Genomic DNA, 14,546 nt, shown 5'->3' with positions numbered 1-14,546 from the left:
GATATGAGCCCAGTTTTCGATTACGCTCCCGCACCCGAGTCCCGGGCCATCGTCGACATCGCACCGTCCTACGGGCTCTTCATCGACGGCGAATTCACTTCGGGCCACGACGGCAAGGTCTTCAAGACGGTCTCCCCGTCCTCCGAGGAGGTCCTCTCCGAGGTCGCCCACGCGAACGCCGAGGACGTCGACCGCGCGGTGAAGGCCGCCCGTAAGGCGTTTTCGACCTGGTCCGCCCTCCCGGGCTCCGAGCGCGCCAAGTACCTCTTCCGGATCGCCCGCATCATCCAGGAGCGCTCGCGCGAGCTGGCCGTGCTGGAGTCCCTCGACAACGGCAAGCCGATCCGGGAGTCCCGCGACGCCGACCTCCCCCTCGTCGCGGCGCACTTCTTCTACTACGCCGGCTGGGCCGACAAACTCGACCACGCCGGTTACGGGAAGGACCCCCGGCCGCTCGGCGTGGCCGGCCAGGTCATCCCGTGGAACTTCCCGCTCCTGATGCTGGCGTGGAAGATCGCCCCGGCTCTGGCCACCGGCAACACGGTGGTCCTGAAGCCCGCCGAGACCACCCCGCTCTCCGCCCTGTTCTTCGCGGACATCTGCCGGCAGGCCGGCCTCCCCAAGGGCGTCGTCAACATCATCACCGGTGACGGTTCCACCGGCGCCGAGCTGGTCGCCCACCCCGATGTGAACAAGGTCGCCTTCACCGGTTCCACCGAGGTCGGCAAGGCCATCGCGCGTACGGTGGCGGGCACGGACAAGAAGGTCACCCTCGAACTGGGCGGCAAGGCAGCCAACATCGTCTTCGACGACGCTCCGATCGACCAGGCCGTCGAGGGCATCGTGGGCGGCATCTTCTTCAACCAGGGCCACGTGTGCTGCGCCGGCTCCCGCCTCCTCGTCCAGGAATCCGTCCAGGAGGAGCTGCTGGACGCTCTCAAGCGCCGGATGGCCACACTGCGCGTGGGCGACCCGCTCGACAAGAACACCGACATCGGCGCGATCAACTCCGCTGAGCAGCTCGGTCGTATCACGGCGCTGGCCGAGGCGGGCGAGGCGGAGGGCGCCGATCGCTGGGCTCCGCCGTGCGAGCTGCCGTCCTCGGGCTACTGGTTCGCACCGACCCTCTTCACCGGCGTCACTCAGGCGCACCGCATCGCGCGCGAGGAGATCTTCGGCCCGGTGCTGTCGGTGCTGACCTTCCGCACCCCGGCCGAGGCAGTGGAGAAGGCGAACAACACGCCGTACGGCCTGTCCGCGGGCATCTGGACGGAGAAGGGCTCGCGCATCCTGTGGATGGCCGACAAGCTCCGGGCCGGAGTCGTGTGGGCCAACACGTTCAACCAGTTCGACCCGGCATCGCCCTTCGGCGGTTACAAGGAGTCGGGCTTCGGCCGCGAGGGCGGCCGCCACGGGCTGGAGGCCTACCTCGTCCCGTCGAAGCCGAAGGCGAGCGAGAAATGACAGCAGTTGAGCGACTGTCCGTCTTCAAGACCTACAAGCTGTTCATCGGGGGCAGGTTCCCCCGGTCCGAGAGCGGACGGGTGTACGAGGTGACGACAGCGACATCAGCCGCTGGCGCGGCGGGCAAGGGCGCGTGGCTGGCGAATGCGCCGCTCGCCTCCCGCAAAGACGCGCGAGACGCGGTCGCCGCCGCCCGCAAGGCCTTCAGCGGCTGGTCGGGCGCCACCGCCTACAACCGCGGCCAGATCCTCTACCGCATCGCCGAGATGCTGGAGGGCCGCCGCGATCAGTTCGTCGCCGAGGTCGCGGACGCGGAGGGGCTGCGCAAGGCCAAGGCGACGGCGCAGGTGGACGCGGCCATCGACCGCTGGGTCTGGTACGCGGGCTGGTCGGACAAGATCGCCCAGATCGCGGGCTCCGCCAACCCGGTCGCGGGTCCGTTCTTCAACCTCTCCACCCCCGAGCCGACCGGTGTCGTGGCCGTCCTGGCGCCACAGGAGTCGTCCTTCCTGGGCCTGGTGTCCGTGATCGCCCCGGTGATCGTCTCCGGCAACACGGTCGTAGTGGCGGCGAGCGAGCGGGCTCCGCTCCCCGCGCTGTCCCTGGGCGAGGTGCTGGCGACCTCCGATCTGCCGGTCGGCGTGGTCAACGTCCTGTCGGGCCGGACCGCGGAGATCGCGGCGCCGCTCGCCGCCCACCAGGACGTCAACGCGATCGACCTCGCGGGCGCCGACGCCGGCTTGGCGAAGGAACTCGAGACGGCGGCGGCCGAGAACCTCAAGCGCGTGCTGCGCCCCACCCATGAGGACTGGGCGGCCGATCCCGGCACCGACCGGCTCCTGGCCTTCCTCGAGACCAAGACGGTGTGGCACCCGATCGGACTCTGACCGCACGCGGCGGCCTGCTGACGCGTCTGCTGACATGCCGTGGCCCCGCCGCCCTTCCGGGTCGGCGGGGCCAGGTGTGTCACCTCGACACTGTGCGCCGCACCGGCGCATCGCCGCCCGGCAGCGTGCGGACGGTCGGCCCCACGATCGGCAGACCGCCCACCGTCACCCCGCGCGCAATGGGTCCGGTGATCGCATTGGTGCCGATCGGCTTGAAGTCGGCGACCTGGGTTCCGACGCCGTTGCTGAGCGGATTCACACCGGTGTTGGCCAGCGGGTTGAGCGGGAGGCGGGTGACCGGGCGTACGACGCCGTAGTGCACCCCCGTGAGCAGCGCGGTGCCCGGGTTGGAAACCGCTGAGGTGTCGAGCTGGCCGACGGGCGTCGCCAGCTTCGGGGGTTCCGCCGGCGGCGCGGGCGCCGCGCTCGCGGTTGCCGCAGCGCCGGCGACGAGAGCCGTACCGGCCGCCGCCACGAGTCCGGCGCACAGCAGCGTGCTCTGGAGCCGACCGGCCTCGGGAGCCTTGGATGGAGTGTCAGAGGCCATGAGCCACCTGCCATGATGTCGTTTGGGTAACTGAACGACAACGCAGAGTAGCGCAAACTGGCCTCGAGGGGATTGATGTTGGCCCCTGCGGGTCGCAAGCCCGCACTGGTGCGCGAGAATGGTGTTCCGTGAACTCCCACCCTCGTCACGCTCGCGTCGTGCTGCTGACGGGCCCTTCGGGCTCCGGCAAGTCGTCCCTCGCCGCCCGCACCGGGCTGCCCGTGCTCCAGCTCGACGACTTCTACAAGGAGGCAGGGGATCCGACGCTGCCCCTCCTCCCCGACGGCTCGGGTACGGACTGGGACTCGCCGCAGTCGTGGCACGCCGACGCGGCGGTGGAGGCGATCGAAGCGCTGTGCCGTACGGGGCGTACGACCGTGCCGGTGTACTCCATCGCCAGCAGCGCGCGGATCGGCGAGGAGGCGCTCGACATCGGTCACGCGCCGCTGTTCATCGCGGAGGGCGTCTTCGCCGCGGACATCGTCGACCGGTGCCGGGAGCTGGACCTGCTGGAGGACGCACTGTGTCTGCGCGGCCGGCCGGCCGTCACCTTCCGCCGACGGCTGCTGCGGGATCTGCACGAAGGCCGGAAGTCGGTACGCGTGCTGGTGCGGCGGGGCTGGCGGCTGATGCGCGCGGAGCGCGGAATCGTCGCACGCCAAACGGCGCTCGGCGCCCACCCATGCGGCAAGCAGGAAGCGTACGCCCGTATCGTCACCGCGGCCGCCGAGCAGGCACCCATGGCGATTCAGCCCGCGAGCACAGCAACCACCAATTGAGGAACCCCGACGGCGAGTAACCAGGCCCGCGAGAGCGGCGCCGGTTTAGGCGCAAAGGCGTGACCGAGCAGCCCCCCCGGGCCACTCGGTCACGCTTCCTCCCCACCGCCCTACCCCCGGTGGGGCGGTCCCCCGTTCCCCCGTCACCTGCCCCTCCCCCGATGGGCAGGCGCCCCTTTTCCCCCGTACCCCCCGCCCTCAGGCGACCAGTTCGCCGAAGGACTCCTCCTCGCTCCGTCCGAAGCTCAGGACCTCGTCGTCCCGCAGTCGGCGCAGCGAGCGCCAGATGCTGCTCTTCACCGTGCCGACGCTGATGTTCAGGATGTCCGCGATCTCCGGGTCCGTACGACCCTCGTAGTAGCGCAGGACGAGCATGGTGCGCTGCAGTTCGGGAAGCCGGGCCAGGGCCTGCCAGAGCACGGCGCGCAGCTCGGTGCCGCGCATCGCGTCCTGGTCGCCGACCGTCTCCGGCAGTTCCTCGGTCGGGTACTCGTTGAGCTTGCGCCGACGCCAGGCACTGATGTGCAGGTTCGTCATGGTGCGCCGCAGATAGCCGCCGACGGCGCCCTTGTCGCTGATCCGGTCCCACGCGCGGTAGGTCGAGAACAGGGCGCTCTGCAGCAGGTCCTCGGCCTCGTGGCGGTCGCCGGTCAGGTGGTAGGCGGTCGCGTACAGGGAGGCGCGGCGCTCCTGCACATAGGCGGTGAACGCCGCTTCCGCGTCCACGATCTCCGGCACGCTGGTCCGCTTCCCCGTTCCCTCCCTGGACGACGCTCCCCCGTTGCTCCCGCGCCCCCCGTCACGTACCACGATCGAGTCGATCGCCACCATGAAAGGGAGCTTCGTGCGCCCGGTTCCGCGGACGCAGCTGCCCACTCGCTTGTCCCCCGGGCCCCGTCCGGGAGCCCTTCCCCCCAGCACGCTGTCCGCGGAACCGGACTTCTCCGCGCTCCGCCCGACGCCGTGCAGACGCGTGACAACTGCGCTGTTAGCGGTGCTCTGCAGTGTGCTCATCTCGCGCCCCCCGCCGGTGGAGTCAGCTGGTTTGTCGTCGTCCCGGGTGGTCGGCTTTCCCGGTGCCAAAAGACTGCCGCGCCAGTTTCATCGCGCTGTCCGCCGACTGTCACAGACCTGTCACAGGGGATCGTCAACTGCCCGGTAACGAGGGGGGTCTCGCCCCGGTCTCGCCCCGTCCGGGGCACTGCGGTCGTCGGTCGCGGCGTCCGGCGCCGCCTCCCCGAGGCAGCCGAACGCGATGACGGCGATATGCGATGTATGCCCACTTCTGCCCCGATAGGAGCGATGGCCCTCGAGGGTTCGGGGGTTGGCCCGGACCGAGAGAGTTGGGCCAGAATGACCAGCGTGCCATTCCTGTTGCTGATCGAGGACGATGACGCCATCCGTACGGCCCTCGAACTCTCCCTGTCTCGCCAGGGCCACCGCGTGGTGGCCGCGGCCACAGGCGAGGACGGCCTGAAGCTGCTGCGCGAGCAGCGGCCCGACCTGATCGTGCTGGACGTGATGCTGCCCGGTATCGACGGGTTCGAGGTGTGCCGCCGGATCAGGCGTACCGACCAGCTGCCGATCATCCTGCTGACCGCGCGGAGTGACGACATCGACGTCGTGGTCGGGCTGGAGTCCGGCGCGGACGATTACGTGGTCAAGCCCATCCAGCCGCGGGTGCTCGACGCCCGTATCCGCGCGGTGCTGCGCCGCGGGGAGCGGGAGTCCAACGACTCGGCGACGTTCGGCAGCCTGGTCATCGATCGCTCGGCGATGACCGTCACCAAGAACGGCGAGGACCTCCAGCTGACGCCGACCGAGCTGCGGCTGCTGCTGGAGCTGAGCCGCCGACCGGGTCAGGCGCTGTCACGCCAGCAACTGCTGAGGCTGGTGTGGGAGCACGACTACCTCGGCGACTCGCGGCTGGTCGACGCGTGCGTGCAGCGACTGCGGGCGAAGGTCGAGGATGTGCCGTCGTCCCCGACGCTGATCCGTACGGTCCGCGGCGTCGGCTACCGGCTGGACACTCCGTCGTGAGCGACGCACGAGCGGCCGCCGGGCTGCAGACAGCGACGAGAGCTGCACCTCTGCGCCGCTCGGGCGGAGAAGCGAAACAGAAAAGCGCCGTGAGCGCCGGCCCTCCCCGGGGGTGCCCGCGCGGCATAGGGAAAGAGACGGCGGAGTGACGGTGCAGCCGGCGCCTCCCGGCCGGGTGCGCGGCTGGGCGGCGAGCCTGTTGCGGCTGACCAGCCTGCGGCTGCGACTGGTGGTCGTCTTCGGGCTCGTCGCGCTGACCGCGGCCGTGTCGGCGTCCGGCATCGCGTACTGGCTGAACCGGGACGCCGTGCTGACCCGTACGCAGAACGCCGCTCTGAACGACTTCCGCAAGTCGCTGGAGGACAACGCCGGCTCGCTGCCGAAGCGCCCGCCCTGCGATCTGCTCAAGGACGCCGCGGGCCGGATGGCCGGCACCACTCAGCACTACGAGGTCGTGCTGATCGACAAGGAGCAGGACGGCAGCTATTGCGCCGCGCCCTCGGACTCCACGGTCTTCGCCCTGAACGTGGTCCCGGAGACGCTGCAGACGGCGGTGAACGAGAGGCGCCCCGATGACGCGGGCACCGGGGGCGACGGAATGCCGTACCACCTGTACTGGCAGCGGATCACCGTGGACGGCGACCCCTTCCTGGTCGGTGGCGCGAAGGTGATCGGCGACGGCCCGACCGGCTACATGCTCAAGTCCCTGGCATCCGAGCGCGACGATCTGAACTCGCTGGCCTGGTCGCTGGGCATCGCCACCGCACTCGCCCTGGTCGGCTCGGCCCTGCTCGCCCAGGCGGCGGCGTCGACGGTGCTCCGCCCGGTGCAGCGGCTCGCGGAGGCGGCGAAGCGGCTCGGGGAGGGCAAGCTCGACACCCGGCTGCGGGTGTCGGGCGCTGACGAGCTCGCCGATCTGTCGCGGACGTTCAACAGCACCGCGGAGTCCCTGGAGAAGCGGGTCGAGGAGCTGAGCGCGCGGGAGGCCGCGAGCCGGCGCTTCGTCGCGGACATGTCCCACGAGCTGCGCACCCCGCTGACGGCGATCACGGCCGTGACCGAGGTGCTGGAGGACGAGGCCGACAACCTCGACCCGATGATCGCCCCGGCGGTCCATCTGGTGGTGACGGAGACCCGGCGGCTGGGCGACCTGGTGGAGAACCTGATGGAGGTCACCCGGTTCGACGCGGGCACGGCCCGCCTGGTGCTGGACGACGTGGACGTCGCCGACCAGGTGACGGCATGCATCGACGCCCGGGCCTGGCTGGACGCGGTCGAGCTGGACGCCAAGCGCGGGATCGTGGCGCGGCTGGACCCGCGACGGCTCGATGTGATCCTGGCGAATCTGATCGGGAACGCGCTGAAGCACGGGGGCTCCCCGGTGCGCGTGGCGGTCCGGACGGTCGCCGAGGGCACGCCCGAAGCCGAGCTGATCGTCGAGATCAGGGATCACGGCCCCGGCATCCCCGAGGACGTGCTGCCGCACGTCTTCGACCGCTTCTACAAGGCGAGCGCCTCCCGGCCGAGGTCCGAGGGCAGCGGCCTGGGCCTGTCCATCGCGTTGGAGAACGCCCACATCCACGGCGGTGACATCACCGCGAGCAACTCGGCGGAGGGCGGTGCCGTGTTCACCCTTCGGCTGCCCATGGACGCTCCCTCCGCACGCCCCTTCGGCGCGGTGGAAGAGCCCGGGACGGCGCCGGGCGAGAGCGGCGACAGCGACGGAGGGGGACGATGAGGCGGGGGCTGCCCGCCGCCGCTGCGGTGGTGGTCGCGTTGACCGCGCTCGGTTCCGGAGGCTGCGGCATCCGCGGCACATCCGTGCCCGTGGACGCCGGGCCCGCACCCTCGCGCGCCTCCTGCGAGGTGTCCGGGGACCGCGCGTCGGCGGATGGCTCGGGGGACGCCACGGGTGTCCAGGTCCATCTGATCTGCAGCACGCAGATTCTGTCGGTGGACCGTACGGTGCGGGTGCCGGCGGATGTGATCGCCCGGGACCCGGGGCAGGCCGCGCGCGCCCTGCTGCAGGAGTTGCAGAAGGAGCCGACCGTCCCCGAGAAGGAGGCCGGATTCTCCAGCGAGGTCCCGGACTCCCTGGCGGTGGACGGACCGCGCGAGGGGGACCCGGAGCAGACACTGCGGCTGAGCAGGTCCCCGGACGAGCTCCCGGCCTACGCACTCGCCCAACTGGTCTGTACGTTCGCGGAGGCGCCCGCGACGGGCGAGGACCACGCCGTCGTACTCGGGGGGCCTGCGGACGACGCTCCCGAGCGCTACCGGTGCACGGAGAGCCTGCGCTCCCGGCCGGATGCACCACCGGCCCTCGGCGTCCCCGTGGACTGAGCGCCGGACGGCCCGGCCCTACTGGTAACTCATCAGTAACCATGGGGCGACAGCGGGAAGTAGGCAGCCGCCGTCGGAACCGGGGCCGAGGCGACCGCGTCCTCTTGTGCGTGCAGCGTCATGGCCCCGGCGGCATCCCCATCTACCTCCGCGTGACGGGACTCGTGCTTCTCGTCGCGCATCTGCTGCTCGTCGCCTGGGTCGCGCTGCGTCCACTGTCCGTGCCCTGGGTGGCACCGGAGAATCTCCGGCCGCTGGCCACGATCCGTACGGAACTCGCACAGGGCCTCTGGGAGGCGGCCCACAGCCTGGCTCCCCAGCTGCTGCTGCTCGCTCCGCTCGGGGTGCTGCTCCCAGTGGTCACCGGCCGCGTCGCGGGGTCCTTGCTGGGTTCCCTCGCGCACACCGCCTTCACCGGCGCCATGGTGTCGCTCGCCATCGAGTTGATGCAGACCGACGTGCCCGGGCGGACGCTCGACGTGGACGCGGTGCTGCTCAACACGGCCGGGGTCGGGGTCACCCATCTGTCGCTGGTTCCGCCGCTCAGGGCCTGGCTGCGCCGGAACGCCCCCCAGGGCCATGGCGGGCGGATCGTGCCGCTCCCTCGGGAGGAGGGATCTCAGGGTCCGACCCCGACGATCCCCAGGGTCGGGATCGCCCCGCAGTCCGACGCTCTGCCGGTGTCGCGAACCTAGATTTGAAGCATCGCTTCGATGTCCACGGTTCGCGAAGGAGCCCTCATGACAGCCCTTGCCCGCCCGGTCCGCCCGGGCCTTGTCCGCCCCCGTGAGGGACGGATGATCGGCGGCGTGTGCGCGGCGCTCGCCCAGCGCTTCGGCACTTCCGCGACCACGATGCGCGTGATCTTCCTGGTTTCGTGCCTGCTTCCCGGTCCGCAGTTCCTGCTGTACCTGGCCCTGTGGGTGCTGCTGCCTGGGGGCACTCCCCCAGCTAATGCTGGGGGAGAGAAGACCCCGCGCGAGACCTGGTGACCGAGCGGGGGACAACCAGGGGAGACACGGCTGTGCCCCCGTCCGTACGGTCGTACGGACGGGGGCACAGCCACGAGGTGATCGTCGACTCGGGCAGGGCGCATCCCACATTCCGGGCTCGCATCCCGCTGTCGGGGCGTACGCCCCGCCGGGCGGCGAGGGTCGCGGGCCGTTCAGCCGAGACCCACTGAGCCACCGCGGATGTTCCCCAGCGGCAGGCCGCCGAGCAGACCCTTCACGCCCTGGGTTCCCTGGGCGGCCTGGAGGTTCGGCGTGGCCGGGGTGACGCGCAGCAACTGCTGGGCGATGGGCATCGCGTTGGCGGCGGTCCGGCTGACGGTGTTCTGTCCGTCGGCGACGGTCTGGGACGCACCGGGCGGCAGGAGCTTGGTGACCTTCTCCGTCGGCACGTACTGCAGCACGTCTCCGGGGGCCGCGGAGGCCGGACCGGCTGCGACTGCGGCGAAGGCGGCGCCGAGTGCGGCGACACCGAGAGTCTTGGCGGTTCCCTGCTTCATCGAATTACGTCCTCGTGATGGGGGAAGAGTTCAGCGACACCGCGACACCGGCATGACGGGCACACGGAAATGCACGGGCCGATACCGCAGGAATCCGAAACGTAGCCATTGAAGGGTGTTCGCCGCAAACAGCCGAAGCGGCCGGGTCACGAGATCCCGGCCGCTTCTCCGTGCCCGAAGTTCAGCGCTACGTGACGGAAGAATCCCTGGTCACAGCCGGTCCGGTGGGCACTTGCCGGAACAGCCACTCCGATTTCAGCTCGGCATATCCGGGCTTGATCACGTCGTTGATCATTGCCAAACGTTCGTCGAAAGGAATGAACGCTGATTTCATCGCATTGACTGTGAACCACTGCATATCATCGAGCGTGTACCCGAAGGTTTTCACCAGGTGTTCGAACTCGACGCTCATGCTGGTTCCACTCATCAGCCGGTTGTCGGTGTTGACGGTGGCCCGGAAGTGGAGCCGGCGCAGCAGCCCGATCGGGTGCTCGGCGTACGAGTCGGCGGCGCCCGTCTGGAGATTGGACGTCGGGCAGAGCTCCAGCGGGATGCGCTTGTCCCGGACGTAACCGGCGAGGCGGCCGAGCTTGATGGAGCCGTCGTCGGAGACCTCGATGTCGTCGATGATGCGCACACCGTGGCCGAGCCGGTCGGCGCCGCACCACTGCAGGGCCTGCCAGATGGAGGGCAGGCCGAAGGCCTCGCCGGCGTGGATCGTGAAGTGGTTGTTCTCCCGCTTCAGGTACTCGAAGGCGTCGAGGTGACGGGTGGGCGGGTAGCCCGCCTCGGCACCCGCGATGTCGAAGCCGACGACGCCCGAGTCGCGGTAGGCGTTGGCGAGTTCGGCGATCTCCAAGGCGCGGGCGGCGTGCCGCATCGCGGTCAGCAGAGCGCCGACGCGGATGCGGTGGCCGTTCTCCCGGGCGACGCGCTCGCCTTCGCGGAAGCCCTCGTTCACGGCCTCCACCACCTCTTCGAGGCTGAGCCCCGCCTCGAGGTGCTGCTCCGGGGCGTAGCGCACCTCGGCGTAGACGACACCGTCGGCCGCCAGGTCCTCGGCGCACTCGGCCGCCACGCGCACCAGCGCCTCACGGGTCTGCATGACGGCGCAGGTGTGGTCGAAGGTCTCGAGATAGCGCTCCAGCGAGCCGGAGTCGGCGGCCTCGCGGAACCAGGTGCCGAGCTTGTCGGGGTCGGTCTCCGGCAGGCGGTCGTATCCCGTCTCGCGGGCCAGCTCGGCGATCGTGCCGGGGCGCAGCCCGCCGTCGAGGTGGTCGTGCAGAAGCACCTTGGGGGCCCGGCGGATCTGATCCGGGCTGGGGGTGTTGGGGGTCTCGCTCGTCATCTCCGCACTCTAACTCCTACGCGCGTAGAGCGTCGCGAAAGATACCCAAAGGTGACCCGCACGCATGGTGGAGTACACCGGTGCTTCTGCCATCGTTTCTGGCATGGCTCAGGATGCGGTGCCGGTGCGAGGTGCCCGGCTGGGGCGACCGGTTGGCGCGACCGGTGCCAGGGAGACGGTCCAGGGTGTGGTGCTGCTGCTGCCGGGCGGCGAGCCCGTGAGCACGCGCCGTCAGTCGCCGATCACCACGGCGACGGCCCGCCCGCTGGCGCGGCGGCTGGCCCGGGAAGGGCGCGGTGAGGGGCTGATCGCGCACGTCGTGCACTACCGGTACCGCGGTTGGAACGGTGCCTCGGCGCACCCGGTCGAGGACGCGCGTTGGGCGGCCGACGAGGCCGTACGGCGCTACGGCGACGTCCCCGTCTGCCTGGCGGGCACGGACATGGGCGCCCGCGCGGCACTGCACGCCGCCGGCCACCCGGCCGTCAACTCCGTGCTGGCGCTTGCCCCGTGGTTGCCGGAATGGACCGCGCGAGACAAACCCGACCCGGTGAAACAGCTCTCCGGCCGCACCGTGCTGCTCGTCCACGGTACGAACGACGCACGGACCGAGCCGGAGCTGTCGTACCGGTTGGCGGAGCGGGCCAAGAAGGTCAACCGGGACGTCTGCCGCTTCGAGGTCCACACGGACGGCCACGGGCTCGCCGGACACCGCGCCGAAGTCCTCGCGCTCGCCACGGACTTCGTGCTCGGCTCCCTCTTCGGCCGCGGGTTCTCCCGCCCGGTGGCCGACGCGCTCGCGGCGCCGCCGCCGCTGGGGCTGCGCATGCCACTGGCGGCCGGCTTCGGCGCGGCCCTGCGGCACTGACCGGCGTGGCGGCTCCGCCGCATACCGGAGCGACCGGGGACTCCTCCCCATCCGCATTCCCCGTCGGCCCGCCCCGCAGGGCGGAGTCCTCCGCGGGCGGAGGAGGATGCGTCCGCGTCTGCCTCGAGCCGCCCAGAGTTGGCCGACAGCGCGCAGGTGCCCGTCGGAGGTCGCACTGGGGCCGGACGAGGCGGAGCATGCTTCGACGGCTCGACCGGAGCCCCGAACCGCAGCCACGCGCGGGCGCGGCTCGACGGCGCCCACCTCCGCATCCGGACCGACCGGCGCCCCCGTCGCGGAGCCCGGGTATTGGAGCCGGGGGGTTGGGGGAACGCCGGCCGCGGCAGGGGCGGTTGGCGGTCAGCGCGGGAGGAGTTGGCCGCGGCGGGAGAGCAGGAAGCGTTTGAAGGCGGTCACCGGCGGGGTGTCCGGCCGGCCGTCGATCCAGGCCACGCCGATCTCGCGGACCGCCCGCGGCGCGGTGACCGTCAGCTCCGCGACACCCGGCCGCGGCACCGCCGGGGGCGGGAGGAGCGCCACCCCGAGCCCGGCCGCGACCAGCCCGCGCAGCGTCTCCGCCTCTTCCCCTTCGAAGGCGACCTTGGGCGTGAACCCCGCTTCCGCGCACAGCGCGTCGGTGATCCTCCGCAGCCCGTAGCCCGGTTCGAGCGTGACGAAGAGTTCGCCGGAGGCCTCGGCGAGCCGGATCCGCTTGCGGGCGGCGAGCGGGTGGTCGTCGGGGACGACCAGACGGAGCTTCTGCTCGTCCAGGCGGCGGGCCACGAGATCCGGCGCGTCCGGCACCGGCGAGGTCAGGCAGAGATCCAGCCCTCCGGCCCGCATCCGCTCGATCATCGCCTCACCGTAGTTCTGGACGAGCTGGAAACGGATGCGCGGGTGGTCGGCGCGGAAGGTGCGCAGCAGACCGGGCACGGTCTCGGAGCCGAGCGTGTGCAGAAAGCCGAAGGCGACCTTGCCGGCGGCCGGGTCGGCGTCCACCCGTACGGACTCGGCGGCCCGCTCGACCTCCGCCAGAGCCCGTTCGACCGAGCCGAGGAAGCTGCGCCCCGCGGGGGTCAGCGAAAGCGTACGGCCGTGCCGCGCGAAGAGTGCGACCCCCAAGTCCTCTTCGAGCCGTACCATCGCCCGGCTGAGCGTCGACTGCGGCACCGCCAACTGGTATGCGGCCCGCGTCACATGCTCGTTCCGCGCCACCCCCGCGAACTGCGCGAGACGCGGCGCGAGCAGCGCGGACCACGACTCCGCGGCGAGTTCCGCGGTGCCCTGCTCGGCTGTTGCCCAGCTGTCTTCTTCGTTGCCGTTCCGTGACGGACGCGGTCGTGAGCTGCGTTCATGCACCATGGGAACGATTATGACGACTTCATGCATTGGACGCATGAAACGGGGGCGCCTACGTTGGCCGTATGCCTCCCGCTGATACCGGGGCGTCCACGAACCCCGTGGGCGCCTCCACCGCAATGCCCCTGTCCGTCGAGTCCCCCCAACCCCGGGGATCCGACCACACGAAGCTGCGCCCCGGCTCCTCCGGCTACCGCCGGATGAACGCCGCACTGTTCGCAGCCGGAGTCGCCACCTTCGCGCTCCTCTACTCCACCCAGGCGCTGCTGCCCGCGATCTCCGCGGGGTTCGGCGTGACGCCGGATGCGGCGAGCTGGACGGTGTCCGCCCCCACGGCCGCCCTGGCGCTGGCCGTGCTCCCGCTCAGCGCGCTGTCCGAGCGTCTGGGGCGGCGGGCGATGATGACCGCCTCGCTGACGATCGCGGCGCTCGTCGCGCTGGCCGTGCCGTTCGCTCCCGACCTGGGCTCGCTCGTCGCCCTGCGCACCGTCCAGGGCGTGGCGCTCGCCGGGCTCCCGGCGTCCGCGATGGCGTACCTGGCGGAGGAGGTGCGCCCGAAGGCGCTCGTCGGCGCGATCGGACTCTTCGTGGCGGGCAACAGCATCGGCGGGATGTCCGGCCGGATCGTCACCGGCTGGGTGGCGCAGGCCTGGGGCTGGCGGGCCGGGCTGGGAGCGGTCGGCGTGCTGGCCGTGGTGTGCGTGGTGGCCTACCGGCTGCTGCTGCCGAGGGCCCGGCACTTCACACCGGGCTCGATCAGCCCGCGGGCCCTGACTCGTACGGTCGGCCGCCACCTGTCCGACCCGCTGCTGTGCCGGCTGTACGCCATCGGCGGGCTCTTCATGACGGTCTTCGGCGCGGTGTACACGGTGATCGGCTACCGGCTGGTGGCCGAGCCGTTCGGCCTGCCGCAGGGCGTCGTCGGCTCGATCTTCCTGGTCTACCTCGTGGGGACGGTATCCTCGGCCGCGTCCGGCCGGCTCGTCGGCCGCCTGGGGCGGCGCGGAGCGCTCTACACGGCCGTGACCACGACCACGGCCGGTCTGCTGCTGAGCCTGTCCGACGCGCTGGCCGCGGTCCTGCTGGGCCTCGTCCTGATCACCGCGGGCTTCTTCGCGGGCCACGCGGTCGCTTCCTCGTCGGTGAGCCGCGCGGCGACGACGGGGCGCGCCCAGGCCTCGGCGCTGTACCAGGCGGCGTACTACCTGGGCAGCAGCGCGGGCGGCGCGCTCGGCGCCCTCGCCTACCGGGCGGCGGGCTGGGAGGGCACGGTCGTGCTCGGCCTGGCGGCGGTGCTCGGCGCGGCGGGCATCACCCTCTACGCCACGCGCAGGGCGCTGGCGGAACGCCGCTGCCGCCGCGCCCACCCGGCATACGCCCGCGCATAGCCCTCAGTTGTGG

At 71.3% G+C, this 14,546-nt stretch carries 15 protein-coding genes; 10 read left to right on the top strand and 5 right to left on the bottom strand.

Features of this window, described 5'->3' with window-relative positions; genetic code table 11:
- Positions 1-3: 3 nt before the first annotated feature.
- Both ACTWQI_RS13870 and ACTWQI_RS13865 read left to right on the top strand, forming a co-directional pair.
- Positions 4-1,464, top strand: a complete 1,461-nt coding sequence (locus ACTWQI_RS13870) for an aldehyde dehydrogenase family protein (protein WP_443270308.1) — start codon at positions 4-6, stop codon at positions 1,462-1,464.
- On the top strand, positions 1,461-2,351 hold the full coding sequence (locus ACTWQI_RS13865) for an aldehyde dehydrogenase family protein (protein WP_443270307.1): 891 nt from the start codon (positions 1,461-1,463) through the stop codon (positions 2,349-2,351). The genes ACTWQI_RS13870 and ACTWQI_RS13865 overlap by 4 nt, the downstream gene beginning before the upstream one ends.
- Positions 2,352-2,430: 79 nt before the next feature.
- Here the strand turns inward: ACTWQI_RS13865 and ACTWQI_RS13860 are convergent, their stop codons facing one another.
- A complete protein-coding gene (locus ACTWQI_RS13860) occupies positions 2,431-2,898 on the bottom strand; it encodes a hypothetical protein (protein WP_443270306.1) in 468 nt (155 codons plus the stop codon).
- A 128-nt stretch (positions 2,899-3,026) separates the two neighbouring features.
- Here ACTWQI_RS13860 and ACTWQI_RS13855 point away from each other — a divergent pair, with 128 nt between their 5' ends.
- Positions 3,027-3,677 carry a uridine kinase family protein gene (locus ACTWQI_RS13855; RefSeq protein ID WP_443270305.1) on the top strand — a complete coding sequence of 217 codons (651 nt, stop codon included), beginning with the start codon at positions 3,027-3,029 and terminating at the stop codon, positions 3,675-3,677.
- 198 nt (positions 3,678-3,875) lie between these two features.
- Here the strand turns inward: ACTWQI_RS13855 and ACTWQI_RS13850 are convergent, their stop codons facing one another.
- Positions 3,876-4,691 (bottom strand): SigE family RNA polymerase sigma factor, encoded by an 816-nt coding sequence (locus ACTWQI_RS13850; protein WP_443270303.1) that lies wholly within the window; start codon positions 4,689-4,691, stop codon positions 3,876-3,878.
- Positions 4,692-5,039: 348 nt separating this feature from the next.
- Between ACTWQI_RS13850 and afsQ1 the strand changes: the two genes are divergently transcribed.
- The 5 genes from afsQ1 (at position 5,040) to ACTWQI_RS13825 (ending at position 9,052) form a co-directional block, all read left to right on the top strand.
- The gene (gene afsQ1 / locus ACTWQI_RS13845; protein ID WP_443270302.1) at positions 5,040-5,717 is read left to right on the top strand and encodes a two-component system response regulator AfsQ1; all 678 of its coding nucleotides are present in this window, start codon (positions 5,040-5,042) and stop codon (positions 5,715-5,717) included.
- Positions 5,718-5,862: 145 nt separating this feature from the next.
- Positions 5,863-7,455: an ATP-binding protein gene (locus ACTWQI_RS13840; RefSeq protein WP_443270301.1), complete on the top strand. Its 1,593-nt coding sequence runs from the start codon at positions 5,863-5,865 to the stop codon at positions 7,453-7,455.
- Positions 7,452-8,060, top strand: a complete 609-nt coding sequence (locus ACTWQI_RS13835) for a hypothetical protein (RefSeq protein WP_443270300.1) — start codon at positions 7,452-7,454, stop codon at positions 8,058-8,060. Before ACTWQI_RS13840 ends, ACTWQI_RS13835 begins: the two co-directional genes overlap by 4 nt.
- A gap of 110 nt (positions 8,061-8,170) precedes the next feature.
- Entirely contained in the window at positions 8,171-8,755 is a 585-nt protein-coding gene (locus tag ACTWQI_RS13830; RefSeq protein WP_443270298.1) for a VanZ family protein, read from the top strand.
- A gap of 45 nt (positions 8,756-8,800) precedes the next feature.
- On the top strand, positions 8,801-9,052 hold the full coding sequence (locus ACTWQI_RS13825) for a PspC domain-containing protein (RefSeq protein ID WP_443270297.1): 252 nt from the start codon (positions 8,801-8,803) through the stop codon (positions 9,050-9,052).
- A gap of 173 nt (positions 9,053-9,225) precedes the next feature.
- Here the strand turns inward: ACTWQI_RS13825 and ACTWQI_RS13820 are convergent, their stop codons facing one another.
- Entirely contained in the window at positions 9,226-9,570 is a 345-nt protein-coding gene (locus tag ACTWQI_RS13820; protein ID WP_443270295.1) for an ATP-binding protein, read from the bottom strand.
- A gap of 187 nt (positions 9,571-9,757) precedes the next feature.
- Positions 9,758-10,918 carry an adenosine deaminase gene (locus ACTWQI_RS13815; protein ID WP_443270294.1) on the bottom strand — a complete coding sequence of 387 codons (1,161 nt, stop codon included), beginning with the start codon at positions 10,916-10,918 and terminating at the stop codon, positions 9,758-9,760.
- Positions 10,919-11,021: 103 nt separating this feature from the next.
- On the opposite strand from ACTWQI_RS13815, the gene ACTWQI_RS13810 reads away from it, so the two are divergent.
- Positions 11,022-11,786, top strand: a complete 765-nt coding sequence (locus ACTWQI_RS13810) for an alpha/beta hydrolase family protein (RefSeq protein WP_443270292.1) — start codon at positions 11,022-11,024, stop codon at positions 11,784-11,786.
- A gap of 360 nt (positions 11,787-12,146) precedes the next feature.
- Here ACTWQI_RS13810 and ACTWQI_RS13805 read toward each other — a convergent pair whose 3' ends face one another.
- Entirely contained in the window at positions 12,147-13,148 is a 1,002-nt protein-coding gene (locus ACTWQI_RS13805; RefSeq protein ID WP_443270290.1) for a LysR substrate-binding domain-containing protein, read from the bottom strand.
- A gap of 62 nt (positions 13,149-13,210) precedes the next feature.
- On the opposite strand from ACTWQI_RS13805, the gene ACTWQI_RS13800 reads away from it, so the two are divergent.
- On the top strand, positions 13,211-14,533 hold the full coding sequence (locus ACTWQI_RS13800) for an MFS transporter (protein ID WP_443270288.1): 1,323 nt from the start codon (positions 13,211-13,213) through the stop codon (positions 14,531-14,533).
- Positions 14,534-14,546: the final 13 nt, after the last annotated feature.

This window comes from Streptomyces sp. KR80 (assembly GCF_052245555.1).
Lineage (GTDB): Bacteria > Actinomycetota > Actinomycetes > Streptomycetales > Streptomycetaceae > Streptomyces.
The sequence above is the reverse complement of the archived record's forward strand: the minus strand, read 5'-3'. Positions and strand labels throughout refer to the sequence as shown.

Bases quoted from the DNA above. Each gene is read 5' to 3' on its own strand.
- ACTWQI_RS13835 (WP_443270300.1), top strand. From the start codon at position 7,452: ATGAGGCGGGGGCTGCCCGCCGCCGCTGCGGTGGTGGTCGCGTTGACC.
- ACTWQI_RS13800 (WP_443270288.1), top strand. From the start codon at position 13,211: ATGCCTCCCGCTGATACCGGGGCGTCCACGAACCCCGTGGGCGCCTCC.
- ACTWQI_RS13870 (WP_443270308.1), top strand. From the start codon at position 4: ATGAGCCCAGTTTTCGATTACGCTCCCGCACCCGAGTCCCGGGCCATC.
- ACTWQI_RS13815 (WP_443270294.1), bottom strand. From the start codon at position 10,918: ATGACGAGCGAGACCCCCAACACCCCCAGCCCGGATCAGATCCGCCGG.
- ACTWQI_RS13825 (WP_443270297.1), top strand. From the start codon at position 8,801: ATGACAGCCCTTGCCCGCCCGGTCCGCCCGGGCCTTGTCCGCCCCCGT.
- ACTWQI_RS13820 (WP_443270295.1), bottom strand. From the start codon at position 9,570: ATGAAGCAGGGAACCGCCAAGACTCTCGGTGTCGCCGCACTCGGCGCC.
- ACTWQI_RS13865 (WP_443270307.1), top strand. From the start codon at position 1,461: ATGACAGCAGTTGAGCGACTGTCCGTCTTCAAGACCTACAAGCTGTTC.
- ACTWQI_RS13860 (WP_443270306.1), bottom strand. From the start codon at position 2,898: ATGGCCTCTGACACTCCATCCAAGGCTCCCGAGGCCGGTCGGCTCCAG.
- ACTWQI_RS13850 (WP_443270303.1), bottom strand. From the start codon at position 4,691: ATGAGCACACTGCAGAGCACCGCTAACAGCGCAGTTGTCACGCGTCTG.
- ACTWQI_RS13805 (WP_443270290.1), bottom strand. From the start codon at position 13,148: ATGGTGCATGAACGCAGCTCACGACCGCGTCCGTCACGGAACGGCAAC.
- ACTWQI_RS13810 (WP_443270292.1), top strand. From the start codon at position 11,022: ATGGCTCAGGATGCGGTGCCGGTGCGAGGTGCCCGGCTGGGGCGACCG.